This is a genomic window from Streptomyces tubbatahanensis (assembly GCF_022699385.1).
In the GTDB taxonomy this organism is placed as follows: Bacteria; Actinomycetota; Actinomycetes; order Streptomycetales; family Streptomycetaceae; genus Streptomyces; species Streptomyces diacarni.
The window spans coordinates 1328023-1352564 of sequence record NZ_CP093846.1 but is presented as its reverse complement, the minus strand read 5'-3'; the positions used below and the strand labels follow the sequence as shown (position 1 = coordinate 1352564).

At 71.8% G+C, this 24542-nt stretch carries 19 protein-coding genes; 13 read left to right on the top strand and 6 right to left on the bottom strand.

The genetic code is table 11. From position 1 onward, the window contains the following. Positions 1 to 11: 11 nt before the first annotated feature. The 5 genes from MMF93_RS05795 (at position 12) to MMF93_RS05775 (ending at position 5984) form a co-directional block, all read left to right on the top strand. On the top strand, positions 12 to 974 hold the full coding sequence (locus MMF93_RS05795) for a helix-turn-helix transcriptional regulator (protein WP_242749977.1): 963 nt from the start codon (positions 12 to 14) through the stop codon (positions 972 to 974). A gap of 108 nt (positions 975 to 1082) precedes the next feature. Then, positions 1083 to 1340, top strand: coding sequence for a hypothetical protein (locus MMF93_RS05790; protein WP_242749976.1), 258 nt, complete (start codon positions 1083 to 1085; stop codon positions 1338 to 1340). Positions 1341 to 1563: 223 nt separating this feature from the next. Further along, on the top strand, positions 1564 to 1851 hold the full coding sequence (tatA, locus tag MMF93_RS05785; RefSeq protein WP_242749975.1) for a Sec-independent protein translocase subunit TatA: 288 nt from the start codon (positions 1564 to 1566) through the stop codon (positions 1849 to 1851). 103 nt (positions 1852 to 1954) lie between these two features. Next, a complete protein-coding gene (tatC, locus tag MMF93_RS05780) occupies positions 1955 to 2932 on the top strand; it encodes a twin-arginine translocase subunit TatC (protein ID WP_242749974.1) in 978 nt (325 codons plus the stop codon). Between the two features lie 241 nt (positions 2933 to 3173). Further along, on the top strand, positions 3174 to 5984 hold the full coding sequence (locus MMF93_RS05775; RefSeq protein ID WP_242749973.1) for a DEAD/DEAH box helicase: 2811 nt from the start codon (positions 3174 to 3176) through the stop codon (positions 5982 to 5984). Positions 5985 to 6300: 316 nt separating this feature from the next. Here MMF93_RS05775 and MMF93_RS05770 read toward each other — a convergent pair whose 3' ends face one another. Next, positions 6301 to 7170 (bottom strand): siderophore-interacting protein, encoded by an 870-nt coding sequence (locus MMF93_RS05770; RefSeq protein ID WP_242749972.1) that lies wholly within the window; start codon positions 7168 to 7170, stop codon positions 6301 to 6303. A gap of 119 nt (positions 7171 to 7289) precedes the next feature. Then, positions 7290 to 8195, bottom strand: a complete 906-nt coding sequence (locus MMF93_RS05765) for a 5'-3' exonuclease (RefSeq protein WP_242757285.1) — start codon at positions 8193 to 8195, stop codon at positions 7290 to 7292. Positions 8196 to 8564: 369 nt separating this feature from the next. Here MMF93_RS05765 and MMF93_RS05760 point away from each other — a divergent pair, with 369 nt between their 5' ends. The 3 genes from MMF93_RS05760 (at position 8565) to MMF93_RS05750 (ending at position 14308) form a co-directional block, all read left to right on the top strand. Then, positions 8565 to 9686, top strand: a complete 1122-nt coding sequence (locus MMF93_RS05760; RefSeq protein WP_242749971.1) for a quaternary amine ABC transporter ATP-binding protein — start codon at positions 8565 to 8567, stop codon at positions 9684 to 9686. Further along, complete coding sequence (locus tag MMF93_RS05755) at positions 9679 to 12294, top strand: ABC transporter permease/substrate binding protein (protein WP_242749970.1); 2616 nt, start codon at positions 9679 to 9681, stop codon at positions 12292 to 12294. Before MMF93_RS05760 ends, MMF93_RS05755 begins: the two co-directional genes overlap by 8 nt. A 436-nt stretch (positions 12295 to 12730) precedes the next feature. Beyond that, complete coding sequence (locus MMF93_RS05750; RefSeq protein ID WP_242749969.1) at positions 12731 to 14308, top strand: TROVE domain-containing protein; 1578 nt, start codon at positions 12731 to 12733, stop codon at positions 14306 to 14308. 16 nt (positions 14309 to 14324) lie between these two features. Here the strand turns inward: MMF93_RS05750 and MMF93_RS05745 are convergent, their stop codons facing one another. Next, positions 14325 to 15284: a TIGR03557 family F420-dependent LLM class oxidoreductase gene (locus tag MMF93_RS05745; protein ID WP_242749968.1), complete on the bottom strand. Its 960-nt coding sequence runs from the start codon at positions 15282 to 15284 to the stop codon at positions 14325 to 14327. A 128-nt stretch (positions 15285 to 15412) separates the two neighbouring features. Between MMF93_RS05745 and MMF93_RS05740 the strand changes: the two genes are divergently transcribed. After that, positions 15413 to 16141: a helical backbone metal receptor gene (locus MMF93_RS05740; RefSeq protein ID WP_242749967.1), complete on the top strand. Its 729-nt coding sequence runs from the start codon at positions 15413 to 15415 to the stop codon at positions 16139 to 16141. A 92-nt stretch (positions 16142 to 16233) separates the two neighbouring features. Here MMF93_RS05740 and MMF93_RS05735 read toward each other — a convergent pair whose 3' ends face one another. The 3 genes from MMF93_RS05735 to MMF93_RS05725 form a co-directional block, all read right to left on the bottom strand. Further along, positions 16234 to 16962 (bottom strand): gamma-glutamyl-gamma-aminobutyrate hydrolase family protein, encoded by a 729-nt coding sequence (locus MMF93_RS05735; RefSeq protein ID WP_242749966.1) that lies wholly within the window; start codon positions 16960 to 16962, stop codon positions 16234 to 16236. 65 nt (positions 16963 to 17027) lie between these two features. Further along, the gene (gene eat, locus MMF93_RS05730) at positions 17028 to 18515 is read right to left on the bottom strand and encodes an ethanolamine permease (protein ID WP_242749965.1); all 1488 of its coding nucleotides are present in this window, start codon (positions 18513 to 18515) and stop codon (positions 17028 to 17030) included. 140 nt (positions 18516 to 18655) lie between these two features. Then, positions 18656 to 19390 (bottom strand): FadR/GntR family transcriptional regulator, encoded by a 735-nt coding sequence (locus MMF93_RS05725; protein ID WP_242749964.1) that lies wholly within the window; start codon positions 19388 to 19390, stop codon positions 18656 to 18658. A gap of 72 nt (positions 19391 to 19462) precedes the next feature. On the opposite strand from MMF93_RS05725, the gene MMF93_RS05720 reads away from it, so the two are divergent. From MMF93_RS05720 to MMF93_RS05705, 4 genes are all read left to right on the top strand, one after another. Beyond that, the gene (locus tag MMF93_RS05720) at positions 19463 to 20830 is read left to right on the top strand and encodes a glutamine synthetase family protein (RefSeq protein WP_242749963.1); all 1368 of its coding nucleotides are present in this window, start codon (positions 19463 to 19465) and stop codon (positions 20828 to 20830) included. 12 nt (positions 20831 to 20842) lie between these two features. Further along, a complete protein-coding gene (locus MMF93_RS05715) occupies positions 20843 to 22273 on the top strand; it encodes an aldehyde dehydrogenase family protein (protein WP_242749962.1) in 1431 nt (476 codons plus the stop codon). Beyond that, positions 22270 to 23055, top strand: a complete 786-nt coding sequence (locus MMF93_RS05710; RefSeq protein WP_242749961.1) for a 3-oxoacyl-ACP reductase — start codon at positions 22270 to 22272, stop codon at positions 23053 to 23055. The genes MMF93_RS05715 and MMF93_RS05710 overlap by 4 nt, the downstream gene beginning before the upstream one ends. 106 nt (positions 23056 to 23161) lie before the next feature. Continuing rightward, the gene (locus MMF93_RS05705) at positions 23162 to 24454 is read left to right on the top strand and encodes an HAD family hydrolase (protein ID WP_242749960.1); all 1293 of its coding nucleotides are present in this window, start codon (positions 23162 to 23164) and stop codon (positions 24452 to 24454) included. Positions 24455 to 24542 lie beyond the last annotated feature (88 nt).

Below are 24542 nucleotides of genomic sequence, written 5' to 3'. Positions count from 1 at the left end.
AGGAGAACCGCATGGCCGTGAACGCGATCGACCAGACCCGCAGGATGCTCTCGCTGGTCACCTACCTCAAGGACCGCCCGGGGGCCCGGGTCGAGGAGGTCGCGCGCGCGTTCGGCATCAGTGCCGACGAGCTGATCTCCGACCTGAACGTGCTGCCCATGTGCGGTACGAGCTTCCGGGGTGGGGACCTGCTGGAGATCGACACCGACGGCGAGCGCATCTGGTGGCGCAACGCCGACGCGCTGGGTGCCGACACGGCGCAGCCGCTGCGGCTGGCCGCCGACGAGGCCACCGCGCTGCTGGTCGCGGCCCGCGCCGTGGCCACCCTCCCGGGGCTGCGCGAGAGCGACCGGGACGCGCTCCAGCGTGCCACCGCCAAACTGGAGTCGGCCGCGGGGGAGACCGCGGGGGCCAGCGCCCGGCTGTCGGTCACCTTCGAGTCGGAGGGCGGCGTCTTCGCCGACGTCGACCGGGCCATCGCCGAGCGCCGCAGGCTGTGGATCAAGTACTACTCGCCGGCCAGGGACGAGCTGACCGAGCGCGAGGTCGACCCGATCCGCCTCTTCGCCGTCGGGCACACCTACGTCGAGGCCTGGTGCCGGCTCTCCGAGGCGCGGCGCACCTTCCGGCTCGACCGGGTCGCCGAGATCGAACTGCTGGACGAGCGGGCCGACCCGCCACCGATAGAGCCCCGCGATCTGAGCGCGGGGCTCGTGCAGCCCGCGGCCACCGATCCGGAGGTCGTCGTCGAGGTGGGGCCCGGCGGGCGCTGGGTCGCCGAGTACTACCCGTACGACAGCGCCGAGGAGCTGGCCGACGGCGGTCTGCGCATCACCCTGCGCACCCCGGACCCCGCCTCCCTGCGCCGCCTGGCCCTGAGGCTGGGGCGCGACGGGCGCATCACGGCCCCGGCGGACCTGGCGGCCAGCGCCCGGGAGGCAGCAGGAAAGGCACTGGCCGCGTACGACGCGTAGGCCGTGGTGGCACTCGCCCCCTGGCGTTTCGGCACCCGGAGGCGGCGGCTGCCCGCAGGCGGAAGCGGTGATTCGGCAGGCCTTCGGTGACGGCCTAAGCTGGCGGGCATGCTCTGGCCGATGTTCTTCCTGGCGCTCGCGTTCTGCGGGATCGCCGTTCTCGGGGTCCTCGCCGTCCGTGTGGGACTGGAGGTGCGGCGCTTCTCGCGCGCCGTCGGCGACAGCTCGGAGCGGATCACACGGGCGGCGGAGAACCTGGAGCGCGCGGCGCTGCCGCTGGCGGCACGCGGTGGCCGCGGGCACGGCACGGGCGGCGCCGAGGACCCGGAGGCAAGGGAGCCGCAGGGGCACGGGCGGCGCCGCTGACATCGCCGCCGTACAAGGCGGTCTCCAGGTGAGCGCGGAGGAGCGGTAGGCTGCCTGATGTCGCGTCGATGCGGCCTGGAGCGCGCAATCGGGTCGATGCACGGGGATTGCCCGGTGTTCACTCCGCAGGGTTACGATCGATTCGGCACGTCAGCACGATGCAGCCAGTCCGATTCATCCGGCAGGTACAGCAACCCGCCGCCCGGCGAGAAGGTAGTGGCACATGATCGCAGGTTTGAAGCCCATGGAGATCGTTCTGATTCTCCTTGTCATCCTGCTGCTGTTCGGCGCCAAGAAGCTCCCGGACATGGCCCGTTCGCTCGGCAAGTCGGCCCGCATCCTCAAGAGCGAAGCCAAGCAGATGAAGAAGGAAGGCTCCTCCTCCGACAGCGACGCGGACAAGCGTGGCGACGCGAGCCAGTCGACGGCGAAGACCATCCAGGCGGCGCCGGGCGACGTGACGACCTCGCGCCCCGTCTCCGAGCCGGCCGACCAGGCCAAGCAGGGCTGAGCGGCCGGCCGGGCGCGCCGACCCTCTTCCCGTCCGTCGCCCGGTGCCGGCCGAGCGGCGGCGGAGAACGCTGTATCCGACACTTCGAGACCGAGGATGAGGGTTGCTCAAGTCTGCCCGTAAGCAGGGTCAACAGCAGAAGGACCCCGAGGGGCGCATGCCGCTCGCGGACCACCTGCGGGAGTTGCGCAACCGTCTCATGAAGTCGGTGCTGGCCATCCTCGTCGTCACGATCGTGGCGATGATCTACTACAAGCAGATCGCCGACTTCCTGATGAACCCGGTGCGGGAGTCGGTCGGCTGCAGCAAGGGTTTCGGAGAGGCCGCCAAGGAGGGCGAGACCTGCGCCGAAATCACCATCAACGGCCTGATCGCCCCCTTCACGATCATGCTGAAGGTGGCGCTGACCGCGGGCGTCGTCATCGCCTCGCCGGTCTGGCTCCACCAGCTGTGGGGCTTTCTCGCGCCCGGGCTGCACAAGCACGAGAAGCGGTACGCGCGCTCCTTCGTCGGCGCCGGTGTGCCGCTGTTCGTGGCCGGGGCCTACCTCGCCTACCTGATCCTGCCGAAGGCCGCCGAGACGCTGCTGGACTTCAGCCCCGAGGGTGCGGGCAACCTCATCCCGCTCGACGACTTCCTCAACATCGTCACCCGTCTGGTGATCGTTTTCGGTCTCGCCTTCGAGTTGCCGCTGCTGCTCGTCCTGCTGAACTTCGGCGGCGTGCTGACCGGCAAGCGGCTCCTGGGCTGGTGGCGCGGCATGGTCATCGGGATCACCGTGTTCTCCGCCGTCGCCACCCCCACGGGTGATCCGCTGACGATGGTCGCGCTCGCCGCGCCGATCGTGGCGCTGTACTTCAGCGCGGTCGGCATCTGCCTGTTCAACGACCGCAGGCGCAAGCGCGACAACCCCTACGCCGGTCTCGACGACGACGAGGCCGCCCCGCTCGACCACGCCCCGGAGACCGTCGGCGCCTCCGACGGCCTGCCCGCGCCCCGCCCGGCCGCCGAACCCGACACCGGCGGTGACACGGGCAACGGCGAAGGACCCCGGCGCGGCGGTTACGACGACATCACCTGAGCGACCACCGGCTGCCGGCCGGCTGTGACCGGGGCGGAAGGGCCGCCGGCCGGCTGTGACCGGTGCGGCGCGGCCTCCGGCAGGCTGTGACGGGCGCGGCACGGCCGCTCGCCCGCTGCGGCCCCGGGCGCCGGGGGAGGCCGCTCCCTGACCGGTCGTGCGGCCCGGGCCGCGTCCACATGCCATCAGCCGGTAAAGATCGTGAGTTGTGTCGGTGGTGGCCGGTAGGCTCGTACATACGATGACCGAGGATCTGTCCCCAGCGGAGCGGTACGCGGCGGCGCGCGAGCGAGCCGCGGAGCAGGCCACCGCTCTCGCCCCCTTCCGTGACATGTACGACTTCGATCTGGACCCCTTCCAGATAGAGGCGTGCCAAGCCCTCGAAGCAGGAAAGGGAGTGCTGGTCGCCGCGCCGACCGGTTCAGGCAAGACCATCGTGGGCGAGTTCGCCGTCCACCTGGCCCTCACCCAGGGCCGCAAGTGCTTCTACACGACGCCCATCAAGGCGCTGTCGAACCAGAAGTACAACGACCTGGCCAAGCGGTACGGCTCCGACAAGGTCGGCCTGCTGACCGGTGATAACAGCGTCAACTCCGAGGCGCCGGTCGTCGTGATGACGACCGAGGTGCTGCGGAACATGCTGTACGCGGGCTCCAAGTCGCTCCTGGGCCTCGGCCACGTCGTCATGGACGAGGTCCACTACCTCTCCGACCGCTTCCGCGGTGCCGTGTGGGAAGAGGTGATCATCCATCTCCCGGCGTCGGTGACCCTGGTGTCGCTGTCGGCGACCGTCTCCAACGCGGAGGAGTTCGGTGACTGGCTGGACACCGTGCGCGGCGACACCCAGGTGATCGTCTCCGAGGAGCGTCCGGTGCCGCTGTGGCAGCACGTGCTGGCCGGACGGCGGATGTACGACCTGTTCGAGGAGTCGCGGGACAAGCGCGAGGTCAACCCCGACCTGGTGCGCATGGCCCGGATGGAGAACAGCAGGCTGCCCCGCGACCGCCGCAGAGGACGGCCCCAGCGGGAGGCCGACCGGGAGCGGGAGCGCCGCCAGCGCGCCCGGATCTGGACGCCGAGCCGGCCCGAGGTCATCGACCGGCTGGACGCGGAGGGGCTGCTCCCGGCGATCACCTTCATCTTCAGCCGCGCGGGCTGCGAGGCCGCCGTCCAGCAGTGCCTGTACTCCGGGCTGCGGCTGAACGACAACGCGGCCCGGGCGAAGGTCCGCGAGCTCGTCGAGGAGCGCACCAAGGACATCCCCGACAAGGACCTGCACGTCCTGGGCTACTTCGAGTGGCTCGAGGGCCTGGAGAGGGGCATCGCCGCGCACCACGCGGGCATGCTGCCCACCTTCAAGGAGGTCGTCGAGGAACTGTTCGTGCGCGGGCTGGTCAAGGCGGTCTTCGCGACCGAGACGCTGGCGCTGGGCATCAACATGCCGGCCCGCTCGGTGGTGCTGGAGAAGCTCGTCAAGTGGAACGGCGAGCAGCACGCCGACATCACCCCGGGCGAGTACACCCAGCTGACCGGGCGCGCGGGCCGGCGCGGCATCGACATCGAGGGCCACGCCGTGGTGCTGTGGCAGCGCGGCATGGACCCGGGCGCGCTCGCGGGCCTGGCGGGCGCGCGGACGTATCCGCTGCGCTCCTCCTTCAAGCCGTCGTACAACATGGCGGTCAACCTCGTCTCGCAGTTCGGCAGGCACCGCTCGCGTGAGCTGCTGGAGACGTCGTTCGCGCAGTTCCAGGCCGACCGCTCGGTCGTCGGCATCTCCCGGCAGGTGCAGAAGAACGAGGAGGGGCTGGCGGGCTACCGCGCCTCCATGACCTGCCACCTGGGCGACTTCGAGGAGTACGCGGGGCTGCGCAGGCAGCTCAAGGACCGTGAGACCGAGCTGGCCAAGCAGGGCGCCAACCAGCGCCGGGCGCAGGCCGCCGCCGCGCTGGAGCGGCTCAAGCCGGGTGACGTCATCCACGTGCCGACCGGCAAGTTCGCGGGGCTCGCCCTCGTGCTGGACCCGGGGGCGGGCGGCGGCCGGGGCTCGGGGCACCGCAGGGGGTACGACGGCGGTGCGGGCAGCGAGGGGCCGCGGCCGCTGGTGCTGACCGCGCAGCGGCAGGTCAAGCGGCTGGGGCCGATCGACTTCCCGGTCCCCGTCGAGCCGCTGGAGCGGATGCGCATCCCCAAGTCGTTCAACGCGCGCAGCCCCCAGTCGCGCCGCGATCTGGCCTCGGCGCTGCGCACGAAGGCGGGCCACCACGTGCCCGAGCGGCACCGCAAGCAGCGTTCGGCCGCCGCTGACGACCCCGAGATCGAGCGGCTGCGCAAGGCCATCCGCCAGCACCCCTGCCACGGCTGCGACGAGCGCGAGGACCACGCCCGATGGGCCGAGCGCTACCAGCGGCTGCGGCGCGACACCCGCCAGCTGGAGCGGCGCATCGAGGGGCGGACGAACACCATCGCGCGCACCTTCGACCGGGTCTACTCGCTGCTCTCCGACCTCGGTTACCTGACGGGCGACCACGTCACCGACGACGGGCGGGTGCTGGCCCGGCTCTACGGCGAGCTGGACCTGCTGGCCTCCGAGTGCCTGCGCGAGGGCGTGTGGGAGGGGCTTCCGCCCGCGGAGCTGGCCGCCTGCGTGTCCGCTCTGGTCTTCGAGGCGCGCAACGGGGACGACGCGCTGCCGCCCAAGATGCCCGGCGGCCGGGCTCGCGCCGCGCTGGGCGAGATGGTGCGTATCTGGGGGCGGCTGGACGCGCTGGAGGAGGATCACCGCCTCAGCGCCGCCGAGGGCGTCGGCCAGCGCGAACCGGATCTCGGCTTCGCCTGGGCCGCCTACCGCTGGGCGGAGGGCCAGGGGCTGGACGAGGTGCTGCGCGAGGCCGACATGCCCGCGGGTGACTTCGTGCGCTGGTGCAAGCAGGTCATCGATGTGCTGGGGCAACTGGCCGCCGCGGCGCCCGCGTCGGGCACGGTGGCCAAGAACGCCCGCAAGGCGATCGACGGCATGCTGCGGGGCGTGGTGGCCTACTCCAGCGTCGGCTGAGGCCCGCCCGCGCTGTCTCGGGCGGGCCGCACCCCCGCGGGCCGCGCGCCCCGCAGGGGCGCGGGGAACGGCGCGCCAAGCCACAACTCACCCGCACACCGCACACGACGAGCCGTGGCACCCCCTTCCCGGCGGAAGCCCCGCAGGGAAAGCCGACGGCAATGCCGGCTGACGCGTAGCTCGCCGCGGCCGGCAACCCACGATCGCCGACCGGGCCGGGCCCGGCGTCGCTCCGGAATACCGGGGATCCGGGTCCGGGCCCGGACCCGCCCGCGGCCCGGAGCACCGCTCCGTCGGAGCGCCCCCGCTCCGACGGTCACGCGGCGGAGGTCTGGCCCTCCTGCTCGGCCTCGACCTGGGCGTTCCACTCGCGCTTGGAGGCCTGCCAGTTGTCCTCGTCCGCGCCGAGGCGCCAGTACCCGGAGATGGACAGCTGCTCCCTGGCGATGCCGCGCTCGAGGCGCAGGTGGCCGCGGAGTTCCTTGACGAACCCCGCCTCGCCGTGGACGAAGGCGAGGACGCGTCCCTCGGGGAAGTCCAGTTCCCTCACGGCGGCGACGAGGCGTGCGCCGACCGGCGCCGTGCCCCGGTGCAGCCAGACGACCTCGGCGCCGGGCGGCGCGGCCAGTGGCTGTTCCTCCTCCACCCCGGCGACCTCGATGAAGGCCCGCACGGGCGCTCCCTCGGGTACCCGGGCCAGCGAGGCGGCGATGGCGGGCAGCGCGCTCTCGTCGCCGACGAGCAGGTGCCAGTCCGCTTCGGGGCCGGGGGAGTAGGCGCCGCCGGGGCCGAGGAAGTACACCTCGTCGCCGGCGGCCGCCGACCGTGCCCAGGGGCCTGCCAGGCCCTCGTCCCCGTGGACGACGAAGTCGATCGTCAGCTCGCCGGTGGCCGGGTCCCAGGCGCGCACGGTGTAGGTGCGCATGGCGGGCCACTGGTCGCGCGGCAGCTCGGCGCGGATGCGCTCGATGTCGAACGGCTGCGGGTAGGTGACCCCGGGGACAGGGAAGAGCAGTTTGACGTAGTGGTCGGTGTGCTCCAGCGGGGGGAAGTCCGTCAGGCCCTCGCCTGAGAGGACGACCCGCACCATGTGCGGGGTCAGCTGTTCGGTGCGGGCCACGCGGGCGTGGTGGAGCTGTGGCTTCCGGCGGGCCGGGCGGGCTGGACTGGCCTGGCGGTCTGGCACGGGGCCTCCATGGACGGATGCGGGCACGGGCAGAGGGCACAACGGAGAGACCGTAACTTAGGTATGCCTAACTTAACAGACGCGTGCCCGCATGATCATCGAAGGCCCGGCCCGGCAGGTCAGCCCGCCAGCGTGTTCAGCAGCCGTTGCAGCGATCCGCCGAGCCCCCACCGCTCGGCCAGCTCCGCCAGCCGGTCCTTCTCGCGTGCGGTCCGGGGCAGGGCGAGGTCGGCGCCGGGGAGCGCCACGTCCCTGGCGACCCGCACCACGGCGGGTGCGACGTCCAGGTAGGCGGCGGCCTCCGTGAGCTTGGTGCGCTGCGCCGGGGTGAGCCGGGAGACCGGGTCGGCGGCGGCGGCGCGGATGCCGTCGAGGTCGCCGTACTGTTCCAGCAGCTTCGACGCGGTCTTCTCGCCGATGCCGCGCACGCCGGGCAGGCCGTCGCTCGGGTCGCCGCGCAGCACCGCCAGGCCCGCGTAGCCGGCGCCGTCGACCCCGTACTTCGCGGCCAGCGCGGCGCCGTCGTAGACGTCGAGGCTGCCGACGCCCTTGACGGGGTAGAGCACGCGGACCGCGCGCGCGTCGTCGACGAGCTGGAAGAGGTCGCGGTCGCCGGTGACGATGTCGACGGGGCCCGCGGCACGGGTCGCCAGGGTGCCGATCACGTCGTCGGCCTCGTACCCCGCGGCGCCGAGGCGGGCGATCCCCACGGCGTCCAGCACCTGTTCGATCACGGGGACCTGGGGCCCCAGGGTGTCGGGCGTCTCTTCCGCGTCAGGGCCGCCCTCGACCTCTTCGGCGACGCGGTGGGCCTTGTAGGAGGGGATCAGATCCACCCGCCACTGGGGGCGCCAGTCGGCGTCCATGCAGGCCACCAGTGCGTCGGGCCGGTGGTCGTGGACGAGCCTTGCGATGAAGTCGAGCAGTCCGCGCACGGCGTTGACGGGGGTGCCGTCGGGGGCGCGGACGCTGTCGGGGACGCCGAAGTAGGCGCGGAAGTAGAGCGAGGCGGTGTCCAGGAGCATCAGCCGGGGGCCACCGGGCCTCTCGGGGGTCTCCGCTGTGTCTGTCGAGTTCGCTGTGTCTGTCGAGTTCGCCGGAGTGGTGGTCACGGCCCGATGATGCCGCATGGCGCCGACAGCGTGTGCGTGGCGCGGAAGGGTCTCCCCGGGGGCGTGGGGTGGGTGGGGCGTGAGCGGAGGCGGTGCGTCCATTTTTGCCGGTATGAAGCGCGTCACTACCGGTTTGGAAGTTGAAGTTTCGAGCAGGAGCACCCTGGCAAGGCCTTCGTGTAGAGTGCATCTTTCCGGTATGCACCGTTTGCAGCGATTCACACCGCTCGAACCGAAGCGTGGGGGTGTGCCGGTACCTGTTGTCAAGACAAGAAGGTGAATGTGTCCAGGCTGAGAGCCGAACACCTGTACAAAGTGTTCGGGAGGAGAGCGGACCAGGCAGTAGCCAGGCTGGAAGCCGGCACCGACCGCGAGGAACTGCGTGCCCAGGGCACGACCGCCGCCGTGATCGACTCCTCCTTCGAGGTTGAGGAGGGGCAGATATTCGTGGTCATGGGGCTGTCAGGCTCCGGTAAGTCCACGCTGCTGCGGATGCTCAACGGCCTCCTCGAGCCCACCGCGGGACGGGTCCTGTTCGACGGCGAGGACCTGACGGCGCTCCCCGCGCGCGAGCTGCGCGAGGTACGAGCCCACAAGATCAGCATGGTGTTCCAGCACTTCGCGCTCTTCCCCCACCGCAGCGTGCTGGAGAATGCCGCCTACGGCCTCGAAGTGCAGGGCGTCCCGCGTGAGGAGCGCGACAAGCGCGCCACCGAGGCACTGGAACTGGCCGGGCTCAAGGGCTGGGAAACGTCCTGGCCCGACGAACTGTCCGGCGGTATGCAGCAGCGGGTCGGCCTTGCCCGCGCGCTGGCCACCGACGCGGACCTGCTCTTGATGGACGAGTCGTTCAGCGCCCTGGACCCGCTGATCCGCCGTGACATGCAAGACCAGCTCCTCCAGCTGCAGAAGACGCTGAAGAAGACCATCGTCTTCATCACCCACGACCTCAACGAGGCCATGCGCCTGGGCGACCGCATCGCCGTCATGCGCGACGGGCGCATCGTCCAGATCGGCACCGCCGAGGACATCCTGGTCCGCCCGGCCACCGACTACGTCGCCTCCTTCATCCAGGACGTGGACCGTTCGCGCGTGCTGACCGCGGGTTCGATCATGGACGAGGCGAAGGCCGACGCGGCCGCCGCGCAGGGCCGCGGGCTCGGCAAGGCGCCGACGGTCACCGCGGAGACCCCGCTCGCCGAGCTGTTCACCCCGTTCTCCACCAGCGAGGACGCGATGATCGTCACCGACGAGGCGGGCACCCCCGTCGGCGTGGTCGACCGGGAGCGGCTGCTGGCCGCCCTCGCCGAGGAACCCCGCGTGGACGCGGCCGCCGCGGTACCCGCCGCCGGCACCGCGCCCCAGGAGACGAGCAAGGGCGCCGGGGTGAGAGCACGTGCCTGAGTTCCACCCCGGAAACTGGGTCGAGGACGCCGTCGACTGGCTGCAGACGCACCTCGGCTGGCTCTTCGACTTCATCAACACGGTTCTGACCGGGCTGTACGACGGGATCAACGCCGTACTGGGCGGCGGCGAGCCGCTGCTGCTGGCCGGCATCTTCGCCGTCATCGCGTTCTGGCTGCGCGGGCTGTCCGCCGGTGTCATCGCCTTCGTCGGCTTCGTGCTCATCGACATGTTCCAGTTGTGGGACGAGGCGATGCAGACGCTCTCGCTCGTCCTGGCCGCCGCCGTCATCACCATCGTGATCGCGGTGCCCACCGGCATCTGGGCGGCGCGCAAGAAGTCGGTCAGCGCCGCGGTGCGCCCGGTGCTCGACGTGATGCAGACGATGCCGGCCTTCGTCTACCTGATCCCCGGCGTCATGTTCTTCTCCGTCGGTACGACCCCGGGTCTGCTGGCGACGATCATCTTCTCCATGCCGCCCGGCGTCCGGATGACCGAACTGGGCATCCGGCAGGTCGACGGAGAGCTGGTGGAGGCCGCCGAGGCGTTCGGTACCACGCCCAAGCACACGCTCACGCGCGTGCAGTTCCCGCTGGCGCTGCCGACGATCATGGCCGGTGTCAACCAGGTCATCATGCTCGCGCTCTCCATGGTCGTCATCGCCGGTATGGCCGGTGCTCCCGGCCTCGGTGAGCGGGTCTACGCGGCCGTCACCCAGGTCCAGATCGGTCTGGGCGTCGAGTCGGGCGTCGCCGTCGTCATCCTGGCCATGTACCTGGACCGGATGACCGGCGCCCTCAACCTGCGGGTCTCGCCGCTCGGCCGCCGCGCCGCGGCGAAGGCGACCGCGATGATGGGCCGGATGCGCTTCGTGCGCTACAAGCCCGGTTCGGCCGTCGCGCTGTGCGGCGTCGTCGTCCTCGCGCTGGTCGCCGGCGGCATGAACTTCGCCGACTCCGGCTCCAAGGAGCAGGCCTCCGGCAGCACGAACGTCGGCAAGGGCAAGCAGCTCAACATGGGCTACATCCCCTGGGACGAGGGCATCGCCACCTCCTACCTGTGGAAGGAGGTGCTGGAGCAGCGCGGCTTCAAGCCCAACCTCAAGCAGCTGGACGCGGGCCCGCTCTACACCTCCCTCGCCCAGGGCGAGACGGACTTCCAGACGGACGCCTGGCTGCCCACCACGCACCAGCAGTACTGGGACAAGTACGGCTCCAAGATGGAGAAGCTCGGCGACTGGTACGGTCCCACCTCGCTGGAACTGACCGTCCCCTCCTACGTCAAGGGCGTGAAGTCCCTGGCGGACCTCAAGGGGAAGGGCAAGAAGTTCAACGGCAAGATCATCGGTATCGAGTCCAGCGCCGGTGAGATGAAGATCCTCAAGGAGAAGGTCCTCAAGGACTACGGCCTGGAGGGCGAGTACAAGGTCGTCTCCTCCAGCACCTCCTCGATGCTCTCCGAGCTCAAGCGCTCCATTCAGAAGAAGGAGCCGGTCGTCGTCACGCTGTGGTCCCCGCACTGGGCCTACAACGCCTACGACCTGACCAAGCTGAAGGACCCCAAGGGCGCGTTCGGCAAGGGCGAGAAGCTCTACAACGTCGGCCGCAAGGGCTTCGCCAAGGACAACCCGGTCGTCGCCAGCTGGCTGAAGAACTTCCACCTCACGGAGAAGCAGCTCACTTCCCTGGAGGACAAGATCCAGGGCGCGGGCAAGGGCCAGGAGCAGAAGGCCGTCAAGGACTGGCTCAAGGACCACCCGGGCTTCGTCGACAAGATGGCGCCGACCCCCGGCGGCGAGAAGAAGCAGGGCAAGGGCGCAGGCAAGGCCGTCCAGATGGGGTACTTCCCCTGGGACGAGGCCATCGCGACGACCTACCTGTGGCAGAACATCCTCGAGGACCGCGGCTACAAGCCGAACGTCAAGCAGCTCGACCCGGGCCCGCTCTACACGGCGCTCGCCCAGGGCGAGATGGACTTCCAGACGGACGCCTGGCTGCCCACCACCCACGAGCAGTACTGGCGCAAGTACAAGGACAGACTGACCGACGTGGGCTCCTGGTACGGGCCGACCTCGCTGGAGCTGTCCGTGCCCGAGTACGTCAAGGGCGTCGACTCGCTGGAAGACCTCAAGGGCAAGAGCGACATGTTCGGCGGGAAGATCACCGGCATCGAGTCCAGCGCGGGCGAGATGAAGATCCTCAAGAAGGTGCTCAAGGACTACGGCCTGGACAAGGAGTACAAGGTCGTCTCCTCCAGCACCTCCTCGATGATCTCCGAGGTCGACCGTTCGGTGAAGCAGAAGAAGCCGGTCGTGGCGACCACCTGGTCCCCGCACTGGGTCTACAGCAAGTACCCGTTGAAGAAGCTCAAGGACCCCAAGGGTTCCTGGGGCAAGGGCGACCACATCCACGTCACCGCCAAGAAGGACTTCAAGAAGGACTTCCCCGAGCTGTACGGCTGGCTGAAGGACTTCCACATGTCCGAGGACGACCTCGGCTCCCTCGAGGCCTCGATCCAGAGCGGCGGCAAGGGCAAGGAGAAGGAGTCCGCGCGCAAGTGGCTGGACTCCCACCCGGGCATGGAGGACAAGCTGGCCCCGGTCAAGTGACCGGCGCCGCGGCCTGATCCCCCCCGCCTTCGGGACGGCCCCGCGCCGCGTGCGAGAGCACGCGGCGCGGGGCCGTCCGGCGTTTCGGGGGCGCGGTAATTCACATGACGGGCCGCGCGGGGACGCCTACCGTCGTACGGGTGAACGAACGCACCTCCCGGTGCGAGGACGACGGTTACTCCTTCGGCGGATTCCACAGGTTCGATTCCTGACACCGTCGTCGCATCCGACCTCGGGAGGCGCGCTCGGCACATCGGGGGAGCGCCCGGTGCGCAGGCGACGGATACGTCACTTGGGCTGAACCGGGCCGTCGCCGCACCGAGACCTCGGGCGCCTTCCGGTGGACGCCGTGCAGCGCCGTCTGCTCCCGGCGCGATGCCGTTCTCTCGCGTCGGCGCAACTCCCGCCGACGGCAGTCGTGCGATGCGGGGGAATCATGAGCAAGTTCAACAAGCGGCGCTCCGGTGCGCCCTCGGCGCTCACGGCCACCCACGAGGGCGGCACGGCCTACGTGCGCGACACCCGGTCCGAGCTCGTGCTGCTCGCCGTCGTCCACATGGTCGGCGAGGACACCTTCTACGAGTCGGCCGCGGACCGCGACAACCGCTTCGCGGACCTCGTGCACACCGTCGCCGTCGAGGACGGCGCCTGGACGGCACGCTTCGTGGCCTGGCTGCGGGACGACGCGCAGCTGCGCTCCGCCTCGCTGGTCGCCGCCGCGCACGCCGTCTGGGCGCGGCTGGCCGAGGGCCGGCACGGGGACAACCGGGCCATCGTGGCCGCCGCCTGCCGGCGCGCGGACGAGCCGGGCGAGTTCCTCGCCTACTGGACCGCCACGTTCGGCCGCGCCGTACCCAAGCCCGTCAAGCGCGGACTGGCCGACGCGGTGCGGCGCCTCTACACCGAGAAGGCGCTGCTGAAGTACGACACCGACGGCCACGCCTTCCGCTTCGCCGACGTGCTCGAGCTGACGCACGCCGCGCCGGATCCCGACAAGCCCTGGCAGGGCGAACTGTTCCGCCACGCGCTCGACCGCCGGCACGGCCGCGGCGAGCACGTCCCCGAGGCGCTGCCGACCGTCAGGGCCCGCGCCGCCCTCATGGCGCTGCCCGAGGCCGAGCGCGCGTCCGTGGTCACCGGCGCGTGCGGTCCCGGAATCCTCGCCCGCGCCGGCATGACCTGGGAAGCCCTGGCCGGCTGGCTCCAGGGCCCGATGGACGCCGCCGCCTGGGAGGCCGTGCTGCCGTCGATGGGCCTCATGGCGCAGCTGCGCAACCTGCGCAACCTCGACCGCGCGGGGATCAGCGACCAGGCGGCGGCGCAGGTGATCGACCGGCTCACCGACCCGGAGCAGATCGCCCGCTCGCGGCAGTTCCCGTACCGCTTCCTGTCCGCCTACCGTGCCGCGCCGTCGCTGCGCTGGGCGCACGCGCTGGAGCAGGCGCTGGCCGCCTCCACCGCCAACGTCCCCGCGCTGCCGGGCCGTACGCTGCTGCTCGTCGACACCTCGGCCTCGATGCGGGGCACCGTCTCGGCGCGCTCGAAGGTCACGCACGCGGACATCGGCGCGCTGGTCGGGGCGACGCTCGCCCAGCGCGGTGAGCAGGTGGACATGTTCGGGTTCGCCAGCGGCCACTTCCGGCACGAGCTGCCGGCGGGCGGCGCGGTCCTCAAGGCGATCGAGGCCTTCTGCGCGCGGCTGGGGGAGGTCGGCCACGGGACCGAGACGGTGGCAGCGCTGCGGGCCGCCTACGAAGGCCACGACCGGGTCGTGCTCGTCTCGGACATGCAGGCGTTCCGCCACCCGGGCGGGGAGGCGCTAGGCGTCTCGGTCTCCGAGGCGGTGCCCGCCTCCGTGCCGCTCTTCGGCGTCAACACCACCGGGTACGCGCCCTCGGCGCTGGACCCGTCCCGGCCCAACCGCTTCGAGATCGGCGGCTTCTCGGACAAGCTGTTCACGATGATGGAGCTGCTGGCGGGCGGGGAGTCCGCGCGCCGGCCGTGGGAGAAGTAGCGACCGCCCGAGGGGTTCAGGCGCCGTGGAAGGCGGGCAGCACCTCGTCCGCGTAGACGCGGAAGAACTCCTCGTGGCGGGAGCCGATCTGCTGGACGTACACCTCGTCGAACCCGGCGTCGACGTAGCCGCGCACCCGGGCCCTGTGCTGCTCGGCGTCGGGCCCGCACACCATCTGGTCGGCCACGGCGTCCCGTGAGACCAGCGACGCGGCGGCCGCGAAGTCCTTCTGGCGGGTCAGGGTGGAGGGGATCTGGCCCGGCAGCAGTTCGTTGGCCCACAGCCGGTGGGCCTGGTCCAGCCCCTCTTGTTCGGTCGGTGCCCAGCACACCTTCATGCCGCCCTGCACGGTCCGCTGTCCACCGCCCGCGTCCCGGTAGCGGTCGACCAGTTCGCGGCTGGGGGAGGGGGTGCAGAAGGCGTCGCCGACGCGTGCGGCCAGCTCGACGGCCTTGGGGCCGAAGGCGGAGACGGAGATCGGCACGGGCTGTTCCGGCACCGTGTAGAGGCGGGCGTCGTCGACACGGTAGTAGGTGCCGTGATGGGTGGTGCGCTTGCCGGTGTGCAGCCTGCGGATGATCCCGACGGCCTCCTCCAGGCGGGCCAGCCGTTCGCCCGGTGGCGGCCAGTGCTGGCCGAGGATGTGTTCGTTGAGCGCCTCACCGGATCCGACGCCCAGGGTGAAGCGGCCCTCCAGCTGCACGGCGGCGGTCGCCGCCGCGTGGGCGACGATGGCCGGGTGCATCCGGAAGGTGGGGCAGGTGACCGCGGTGCCCACCGGCAGCGAGGTGGCCTCGGAGAGCGCTCCGATGACCGACCAGACGAAGGGGCTCTGGCCCTGCGCGTCCATCCAGGGGTGGAAGTGATCGGAGATCCACAGCCGCTGGAATCCGGCTTCCTCGGCCATCTGTGCCTGGCGGACCAGTTCGCGGGGTCCGAATTCCTCGCAGGAGAGAAAGTATCCGATGCTGACCATGCACCCATGAGTACCTTTTCCGCCCATAACGAAACAGAACTGCCAGGCCGTCACCTTCCCTGCGTATGTCCTGTCTCATGCCCTGCGAGCTCCCGTGCTCCCGTGCTCCCCGCCTAGAGTGGGGCCTCATGACGTGCCGGTCGGTCGTGTCGCTCGTTCCCTCCCTCACCGAGGCGGTGGCCGCCACCGCGCCCGGTCTCCTCGTCGGCGCGACGGACTGGTGCACGCACCCGTCCGGCCTCGACGTCACCCGGGTGCGCGGCACCAAGAACCCCGACGTCGAGACCGTCGTCACGCTGGCTCCCGACCTGGTGCTCGCGAACGAGGAGGAGAACCGCCCTGAGGACCTGCGCGCCCTGCGGGAGGCGGGGCTGCGTGTGCTGGTGACCGAGGTGCGCTCGCTGGAACAGGGCTTCGCCGAGCTGCACCGGGTGCTGACCGAGGGCTGCGGCCTGCCGCGCCCCGACTGGCTGGACGCGGCCGAGCACGCGTGGGCGGAGGCCCGCGCCCGCCTGGACGTGCGCGCCGTCGTCCCCGTCTGGCGGCGGCCGTGGATGGTGCTGGGCAGGGACACCTTCGCCGGTGCCCTGCTCGCGCACCTGGGCGTGCACAACGTCTACGCCGCACACGCCGAGCGCTACCCGCGGGTACCGCTCCCCGAGCTCGCCGGTCCCGGCCGCGCCGACGTCATCGTCCTGCCCGACGAGCCCTACAGGTTCACGGCCGACGACGGCCCCGAGGCCTTCCCCGCCACGCCCGCCGCGCTCGTCAGCGGCCGGCACCTCACCTGGTACGGGCCCTCGTTGGCCGAGGCACCGGACGTCCTCGGCGCCGCGCTGTCGGCCGCGCAGGCCTGAGCAGACGTTCCGCGCACGCGGCGGGCCGGCCGCAGCGCCCGCGCGTCAGCGCTCCCCGCTGACCTCGCGTCAGTGCTCCCGCCGCCCGCGCGTCAGCGCTCCCCGCTGATCCGCTGCGCCTGAGCCGCCGTCACCAGGGCGGCCATCACGCGCAGGTCCTCGCCCGCCTCGGGGTGCCACTGGAGGCCGAGCACGAAGCCGTCGGCGTCCGGCAGCTCGACGGCCTCGACGGTGTGGTCGCCGGTGGCGTGCGCACTGGGGACGAGCCCTTCGCCGAGCGTGTCCACCGCCTGGTGGTGGTACGTCGGCACGGACACGGTCTCCTCCTCGTCCAGCACCTTGGCCAACAGCGTGCCCGGGACCGGCCTGATCTCGTGTGTGCCGAAGACCCCCGGGGCGCCGCGGTGGGCTGCGGTGGCCGGCATGTGCTGGACGAGGGTGCCGCCCAGAGCGACGTTGAGCAGCTGCATGCCCCGGCAGACCGCGAGCAGCGGCACGTCGCGGGCCAACGCCTCCCGGGTGAGGGCCAGCTCCCAGGCGTCCCGTTCGGGGTAGGGCGGCCCCGTGCGCGGGTCCCGGTCGGCGCGGTAGCGGGCCGGGTCGACGTCCGGGCCGCCCGCGGTGACGAGCCCGTCGAGGCGGGAGATCAGATCGGCCACCGCGGCGGGGTCCTCGTCGGGCGGGAGCAGCAGCGCGCGGGCGCCCGCGCGCTGCGCCATGCGGTGGTACGCCGCGGGGAGGAGGGCAGCCGGCAGGTGCCAGTCGCCCCAGCGGGCCGAGGGCTCCAGGTAGGTGGTGATGCCGATGAGGGGCGGTGTCACGGTTGCTCCAGGGTTGGGGGTCGCGGACCACGGGGGGAGGAGGGAGGGTACGCGGCCGAGCGTGCTCAGTCCCGCAGCTCTTCCTCCGCCTTCGCCAGCGCGGCGAACTCCTCCTCCGGGGCGGCCGCCACCAGCCGGTGGCGGGAGTAGAAGGCGAAGTAGGCGAGGGCCACCGCGTAGACCAGCAGCGCGATGAGTGCGGCCTGCTTGTCGACCAGGAAGGTGGCGACCAGGGCGGCGAGCGCCAGGACGAAGGCGACCGAGGAGGTGAGGACGCCGCCGGGGGTGCGGTAGGGGCGCGCCAGGTGGGGTTCGCGCTTGCGCAGCACGATGTGGGAGAGGGACATCAGGGCGTAGGAGATGGTGGCGCCGAAGACGGCGATGTTCAGCATGGTGGCCCCGTCACCGCTGCCGGCGGCCAGGGCGAAGCCGAGGGCGCCGGGGAGCAGCAGTCCGAGATAGGGGGCCTTGCGGCGGCTGGTGAGGGAGAGGAAGCGGGGCAGGTAGCCGGCGCGGGAGAGGGCGAACAGCTGGCGGGATCCGGCGAAGATGAGGGAGAAGAAGGACGCCACCAGTCCTGCCAGGCCCGCGTAGTTGACGACGCGGGAGAGCGCGGTGGCCTCGCCGCCCGGCTCCAGCGCCTCGACCAGCGGGTTGCCGACGTCCTGGAGGGCGGCGGAGCCGCGGGCTCCGGTGGCGGCGACGAAGGTGAGCAGGGCGAGCAGCAGCAGGACGCCCATGGAGGCGGCCATCGCCCTGGGCAGCGTGCGCGCCGGGTCGCGGGTCTCCTCGGCGGCCAGCGGCACGCCCTCGACCCCGAGGAAGAACCACATGCCGAAGGGGAACGCCGCCCAGATGCCCAGCAGCCCGAAGGGCAGCCACGAGTTCGCGCCCGCCGCGCCGTGGTCCACGGGGATGTCGTCGAGGCCGCTGGTGTGGAAGTCGGTGAGGGCGCCGAAGACGAACACCAGCAGCGCGGCGACGGCGATCGCGGTGACGACGAGGGAGAAGCGCAGCGCCTCGCCGACGCCCCACAGGTGGACGCCGATGAACAGCACGAAGCAGGCCAGGTAGACGGGCCAGCCGGACTCCAGTCCGAACAGGCCGAGCGAGGCGACGTAGTCGCCGATGAAGCAGACGATGGCGGCCGGCGCGAGCACGTACTCGATCAGGATGGCGGTGCCGGTCAGGAAGCCGCCCCAGGGGCCGAGGGCGCGGCGGGCGAAGCCGTAACCGCCGCCCGCGGTCGGCAGGATGGCGGACAGCTCGGCCAGCGCGAAGACCATGCAGGTGTACATGAGGCCCATCAGGACGGCCGCGATGGCCAGCCCGCCGAAACCGCCCTCGGCCAGGCCCGCGTTCCACCCCGAGTAGTCACCCGAGACGACGTAGGCCACACCGAGTCCGGTCAGCAGCAGCGGGCCCGCGCTGCCGCGCCGCAGGGTGCGGCGCTCCAGGTAGGCGGCGTCCGGGTCGGGGCGCGGGGGCGCGGCGGGTGGAGTCGGGTCGCCGTCCCGCACGGGATCGGACCAGGACGCGGACTGCTCGGTCATCTGCCACACTCCCGCCGTCAGCCAATGGTGTGCTGGCACACCTTTGTGTGCGTGGGGCGCCTGGCGCAACCCTTGTGCGGAAACAAGCCGCGACGGCGGGCGGCGTTCCGGGGCGTACGGGATGCGGCGCGCGCCCTGCCTCACGCCAGGAAGCCCCGCAGCAGGGACGCCGTTCCCGCGCAGTGCTCGCGGGCGATCGCCCGCGCCCCCTCGCCGTCCCCCTCCAGCACGGCGGCCACCAGTCCGTCGTGCTGCTGCTGGGCGTGCTCCAGGTTCCGCACGAGCAGCGGGATGCGGCCCAGCAGGTCGTTGAGGGAGGCGCGGACGGCGGCGTACTGCGCCGTCAGGGACGGCGACCCCGCCAGCTCCACCAGCGTCAGGTGCAGCAGCGTGTCGTGCCTGCGGTAGTCGTTGAGCGCCGCCTCGCGGGTGGCGTCCAGTGCCTCGCGCAGCCGCGCGGCCCCGTCGGCGGACAGTCCGCGCGCGGCGCACAGTTCGGCCGCGCCCGCCTCCAGCACCTCGCGGAAGGCGAGCGTGTCCTCCAGGTCGGGGGCCTGTGTGCCGCGCACCCGCTCCCGCGCCGCCGCGCCGCCGGCGGGCGCCGGGCGGGGGAGGACGAAGGTGCCGCCGTACCGGCCGCGCCTGCTGGCCACGACGCCCTGTTCGGCCAGCACCCTGAGCACCTCGCGCAGGGTGACCCGGCTGATGCCCAGGCGCTCGGCCAGCTCCCGCTCGGCGGGCAGCCGTTCGCCCTCCGCGACCAGGCCGAGCCGGACGATCTGGAGTATCTGTTCCAGCGCTTCCTCGAACCCGTTTCCCGCGCGCACCGTGCGCAGCACCGTGGCCAGCCTGTCGTCCTGCGGCGTGGAAGGCATGGCACCCTCTTCCGTTCCAATGGTATCCGTGACTACCTTATGGCTTCCGCTGACCCGACAGGAGGCCCGCCCGTGGCAGACCGCCCACCACCCCTCGCCGTCGACGAGCTGAGAAAACGCGTCGACGCGGGCGAGATCGACACCGTCGTCCTGGCCTTCACCGACATGCAGGGCCGCCTGGCGGGCAAGCGGTTCGCCGCCCCCTACTTCCTCCAGCACGTCCTCGACGGCGGCAGCGAGGGCTGCAACTATCTGCTCGCCGTCGACGTGGACCTCAACACCGTGGACGGCTACGCCATGGCCTCATGGGAGCGCGGCTACGGCGACTTCGCCATGCACGGCGACACCGCCACCCTCCGCCGCGTCCCCTGGAACCCGGGCACGGCGCTGCTGACCGCCGACCTGGCCTGGCACGACGGCTCGCCCGTCGTCGCCTCGCCCCGGCAGATCCTCAAAGCCCAGCTCGACCGGCTCGCCGAGCGCGGCTGGAGCGCGTACGCGGGCACCGAGCTGGAGTTCATGGTCTTCCGCGACACCTACGAGCAGGCCTGGGACAGCGGCTACCGCGGCCTGACCCCCGCCAACCAGTACAACGTCGACTACTCCGTCCTCGGCACCGGACGCGTCGAGCCCCTGCTGCGCAGGATAAGGAACGAGATGGCCGCGGCCGGCATGGTCGTCGAGTCGGCCAAGGGCGAGTGCAACCTGGGCCAGCACGAGATCGCCTTCCGCTACGCCGACGCGCTGACCACCTGCGACCAGCACGTCGTCTACAAGACGGGCGCCAAGGAGATCGCGGCGCAGGAGGGCCAGGCCCTCACCTTCATGGCCAAGTACGACGCGCGCGAGGGCAACTCCTGCCACATCCACCTCTCGCTGCGCGACGAGAGCGGCGCGGCCGTCCTCGCCGACGACGCGGGCGAGGCGGGCATGTCGCCCCTGATGCGGCACTTCCTCGCGGGGCAGCTCGCCGCCCTGCGGGAGTTCACCCTCCTGTACGCGCCCAACATCAACTCCTACAAGCGCTTCCAGCCCGGCTCCTTCGCCCCCACCGCCGTCGCCTGGGGACCCGACAACCGCACCTGCGCCCTCCGCGTCGTCGGCCACGGGCACGGACACAGGCTGGAGAACCGCGTCCCGGGCGGCGACGTCAACCCCTACCTCGCCGTCGCCGGAATGATCGCGGCCGGACTGCACGGCATCGACCACGCGCTGGAGCTCCCCGACGCCTGCACGGGCAACGCCTACGAGGGCGACGCGGCGCACGTCCCCGCCACCCTGCGCGAGGCCGCCCTGCTGTGGCAGGACAGCGGCCTGGCCAGGGAAGCCTTCGGCGACGAGGTGGTCGACCACTACACGAACATGGCCCGCGTCGAACAGCAGGCCTACGACACGGCCGTGACGGACTGGGAGCGCTACCGCTCCTTCGAACGGATGTGAGGACCCACCGCAGTGCAGCACGAAACCGCCCCAGGCCGCACCGGGCCCCCGGCCGAGCAGCTGGAGATCATCAACCCGGCGACCGAAGAGCTGATCACGACCGTCCCCGTCACCACCCCGCACCAGGTGGACGCCGCCGTCACCCGCGCGGCGGCGGCACAGCGCAGCTGGGCGGCGCTGCCGCCGGCCGACCGGGCCAGAGCGCTGCGCCGGTTCGCCTCCGCCGTCGACGGGCACATCGAGGAACTGGCCGTCCTGGAGACCCGCGAGGCCGGGCACCCGCTGGGCAACGCCTGCTGGGAGGCGGGCAACGTCCGCGACCTGCTCGACTACTCCGCAGGCGGTGTCGAGAGGCTGACCGGAGCGCAGATCCCCGTCGCCGGGGGCGTCAACCTGACGTTCGCCGAACCGCTGGGCGTGGTCGCCGTCATCGCCCCGTGGAACTTCCCCATGCCGATCGCGGCCTGGGGGACCGCGCCCGCGCTCGCCGCCGGGAACGCCGTCCTCCTCAAACCGGCCGAGACCACCCCGCTGACCGCCCTGCGGCTGGCCGAGCTGGCGCTGGAGGCCGGGCTGCCCGAGGGGCTCTTCCAGGTGCTGCCGGGCGAAGGGCCCGTCACCGGCACCGCGCTGGTCGAACACCCGCGCGTCGCCAAGGTCGTCTTCACCGGCTCCACCGCCGTCGGCAAACGCATCATGGCCCAGTGCGCCGCCACCGTGAAGCGCGTGACCCTCGAACTCGGCGGCAAGAGCCCCAACATCGTCTTCGCCGACGCCGACCTGGAACGGGCCGCCGCCGGCGCGCCGGGATCCTTCCTCGACAACACCGGACAGGACTGCTGCGCCCGCAGCCGCATCCTCGTCCAGCGCAGCGTGCACGACCGCTTCCTGGAACTGCTGGAGCCGGCCGTCCTCGCCTTCCGCGCCGGCAACCCGGCCGACGCCGCCACCGACATGGGCCCGCTCGTCTCCGCACGCCAGCGCGAGCGCGTCCGCTCCTACGTGCCCGAGGACGCGCCCGCGCTGATCCGCGGCACCGTGCCCGAGGGGCCCGGCTTCTGGTATCCGGCCACCGTCCTGGCGGGGGCGCCGGGGGACCGGGCCGCGGTCGAGGAGATCTTCGGCCCCGTCGCCGTCGTCCTCCCCTTCGACGACGAGGACGAGGCCGTACGGCTCGCCAACGACACCGACTACGGGCTCTCCGGCTCCCTGTGGACCCGCGACGGCGCACGCGCCCTGCGCGTCTCGCAGGCCGTCGCCGCCGGAAACCTGTCCGTCAACTCGCACGCCAGCGTCCGCTACTCCACCCCCTTCGGCGGCTACAAGCAGTCGGGGCTCGGCCGTGAACTCGGCCCCGACGCGCTCGCCGCCTTCACCGAGACCAAGAACGTCTTCCTCAGCACCGAGCCGAGCACCGAGCCGAGCACCCAGGAGAGCCCGTGACCGACCAGACCGCCGCATGCCGCCGCCTCGTAGGACGTACGGCCGTCGTCACCGGCGCCGGCAGCGGCATCGGACTCGCCACGGCGCGCCGCCTGGCATCCGAGGGCGCCCACGTGGTCTGCGCCGACGTGGACGCGGAACGGGGCAGGGCCGCGGCCGAGGAGACCGCCGGGCTGTACGTGCAGGTGGACGTCACCGACCCCGAGCAGGTCGAGGCGCTGTTCCGCACCGCGCACGAGACCTACGGCTCGGTGGACGTCGCCTTCAACAACGCGGGCATCTCACCCCCCGACGACGACTCCATCCTGGAGACCGGCCTGGACGCCTGGCAGCGCGTCCAGCACGTCAACCTGACCTCCGTCTACCTGTGCTGCAAGGCGGCACTGCCCTACATGCGGGCCCAGCGGCGCGGCTCCATCATCAACACCGCCTCCTTCGTGGCGGTCATGGGCGCCGCCACCTCGCAGATCAGCTACACCGCCTCCAAGGGCGGGGTCCTGGCCATGTCCCGCGAACTGGGCGTCCAGTTCGCCCGCGAGGGCATCCGGGTGAACGCCCTGTGCCCGGGCCCGGTGAACACCCCGCTGCTCAAGGAGCTGTTCGCCAAGGACCCCGAGCGCGCACAGCGCCGCCTGGTCCACGTCCCGGTGGGGCGCTTCGCCGAGCCCGAGGAGATCGCCTCGGCGGTGGCGTTCCTCGCCAGCGACGACGCCTCGTTCGTGAACGCGGCCGAGTTCCTCGTGGACGGCGGGATCGCGGGCGCCTACGTCACCCCGCTGTAGTCCCCCGCACACTGCCCCGGTGCCGCCGGGGCGCCCGCCCACCGTGCGGCGCGCCATGGATGTAGCGTGCACACGGTCAACGTCGACAACCCAGGAGGGGCGCCACATGCGCAGCAGACCCGTGCTGACCGGCCTCACCATGGCTGCGGCTCTCGCAGCCACTCTCGTACCGGGAACCGCCCAGGCCCAGGGCCACCACGGCGGTTCCCGCCACTGCCCCCAGCTGTCCACCGAGCTGCCGTGGCACGGCGACAACCGCGCCAAGCTCCAGCGCACCATCGACGAGCGCGGCACCTGCTCACCGCACTGGCGGGGCGGCAAGCACCGGCCCGTCGCCGCGTTCGACTGGGACAACACGATCGTCAAGAACGACTCGACGGACGCCACCATCTCCTGGGCGCTGCGGCACGACAAGATTCTGCGGCCCAAGGACTGGGCGGCCACCAGCGAGTGGCTCACCCCGGCGGCCGACCGCGCGCTGACCGAGGCGTGCGGCACCGACGTCCCCGTCGGACGCCCCCTCCCCACCTCGGCGAACGACGCCTGCGCCGACGAGATCCTGCAGGTGCGCGGCGAGGCGGAGACGATGGGCGGCCAGGAGGCCTTCGCCGGGAAGTGGAACCACCGGCGCACCGTCCCCGAGTACGCCTGGGTGCCGCAGCTGTTCGCCGGCCACACGGTCGCCGAGCTGCGCTCCTACGCCCGCGCGGCCCGTGACGAGGCGCTGGCCGCCCCCGTCGGCAGCGAGCGGAAGGTCGGCACGCACACGGTGCCCGGGTACAGCCGCTACTACGCGCAGCAGAAGGACCTCGTCCGCACTCTCCAGAAGGCCGGTTTCGACGTCTACATCGTCTCGGCGGGCTCCGAGCCGGTGACCGAGGAGTGGTCGAGCGGCGTCGGGATCGACCGGAAGCACACCCTCGCCATCCGCAGCGTCGTCAGGCACGGCCGCATCACCCCCTACACCGAGGGCTGCGGAGGTACTGGCGTCAGCAAGGGCGAGGAGATCCCCTACATCGAGGGCAAGCGCTGCGTCATCAACCAGGAGATCTTCGGCATCGAGGGGAAGAAGGCCTGGAAGAAGCAGGACTGGCGGCACCGGGTCGCCATCGGCGGGGGCGACGCGGACACGGACGTGACGTTCGTCGGCGACGCCACGGGGACGCACCTCGTGCTCAACCGCAACAAGCCGGAGATCATGTGCCGCGGGTACGACGACGCGGACGGGCGCTGGGCGGTGAACCCGATGTTCATCGAGCCGCTGCCGCGCCAGGAGGACACCTACCCGTGCTCCAGCGAGGCCTTCACCCACCCGGACGGCTCCCTCGGCCCTGTCCACAGGGGTGACGGTTCGGTCATCCCGGACCAGGAGGACACGGCGTACGGCGAGGACGCCTAGGTCCTTCGTCCGGACCGTGCCGGGCTCGCGGGCCCAACGAGCGTCGCGGGGGCGCCTCTTGCCGGGGCGCCCCCGTGCGTCGCACGGA

Excerpts from the sequence above, each read along its gene's own strand:
- MMF93_RS05795 (WP_242749977.1), top strand. The coding sequence starts at position 12 with ATGGCCGTGAACGCGATCGACCAGACCCGCAGGATGCTCTCGCTGGTC.
- MMF93_RS05790 (WP_242749976.1), top strand. The coding sequence starts at position 1,083 with ATGCTCTGGCCGATGTTCTTCCTGGCGCTCGCGTTCTGCGGGATCGCC.
- tatA (WP_242749975.1), top strand. The coding sequence starts at position 1,564 with ATGATCGCAGGTTTGAAGCCCATGGAGATCGTTCTGATTCTCCTTGTC.
- MMF93_RS05775 (WP_242749973.1), top strand. The coding sequence starts at position 3,174 with ATGACCGAGGATCTGTCCCCAGCGGAGCGGTACGCGGCGGCGCGCGAG.
- MMF93_RS05765 (WP_242757285.1), bottom strand. The coding sequence starts at position 8,195 with ATGCTCCTGGACACCGCCTCGCTCTACTTCCGCGCCTACTTCGGCGTC.
- MMF93_RS05750 (WP_242749969.1), top strand. The coding sequence starts at position 12,731 with ATGAGCAAGTTCAACAAGCGGCGCTCCGGTGCGCCCTCGGCGCTCACG.
- MMF93_RS05745 (WP_242749968.1), bottom strand. The coding sequence starts at position 15,284 with ATGGTCAGCATCGGATACTTTCTCTCCTGCGAGGAATTCGGACCCCGC.
- MMF93_RS05740 (WP_242749967.1), top strand. The coding sequence starts at position 15,413 with ATGACGTGCCGGTCGGTCGTGTCGCTCGTTCCCTCCCTCACCGAGGCG.
- eat (WP_242749965.1), bottom strand. The coding sequence starts at position 18,515 with ATGACCGAGCAGTCCGCGTCCTGGTCCGATCCCGTGCGGGACGGCGAC.
- MMF93_RS05725 (WP_242749964.1), bottom strand. The coding sequence starts at position 19,390 with ATGCCTTCCACGCCGCAGGACGACAGGCTGGCCACGGTGCTGCGCACG.
- MMF93_RS05705 (WP_242749960.1), top strand. The coding sequence starts at position 23,162 with ATGCGCAGCAGACCCGTGCTGACCGGCCTCACCATGGCTGCGGCTCTC.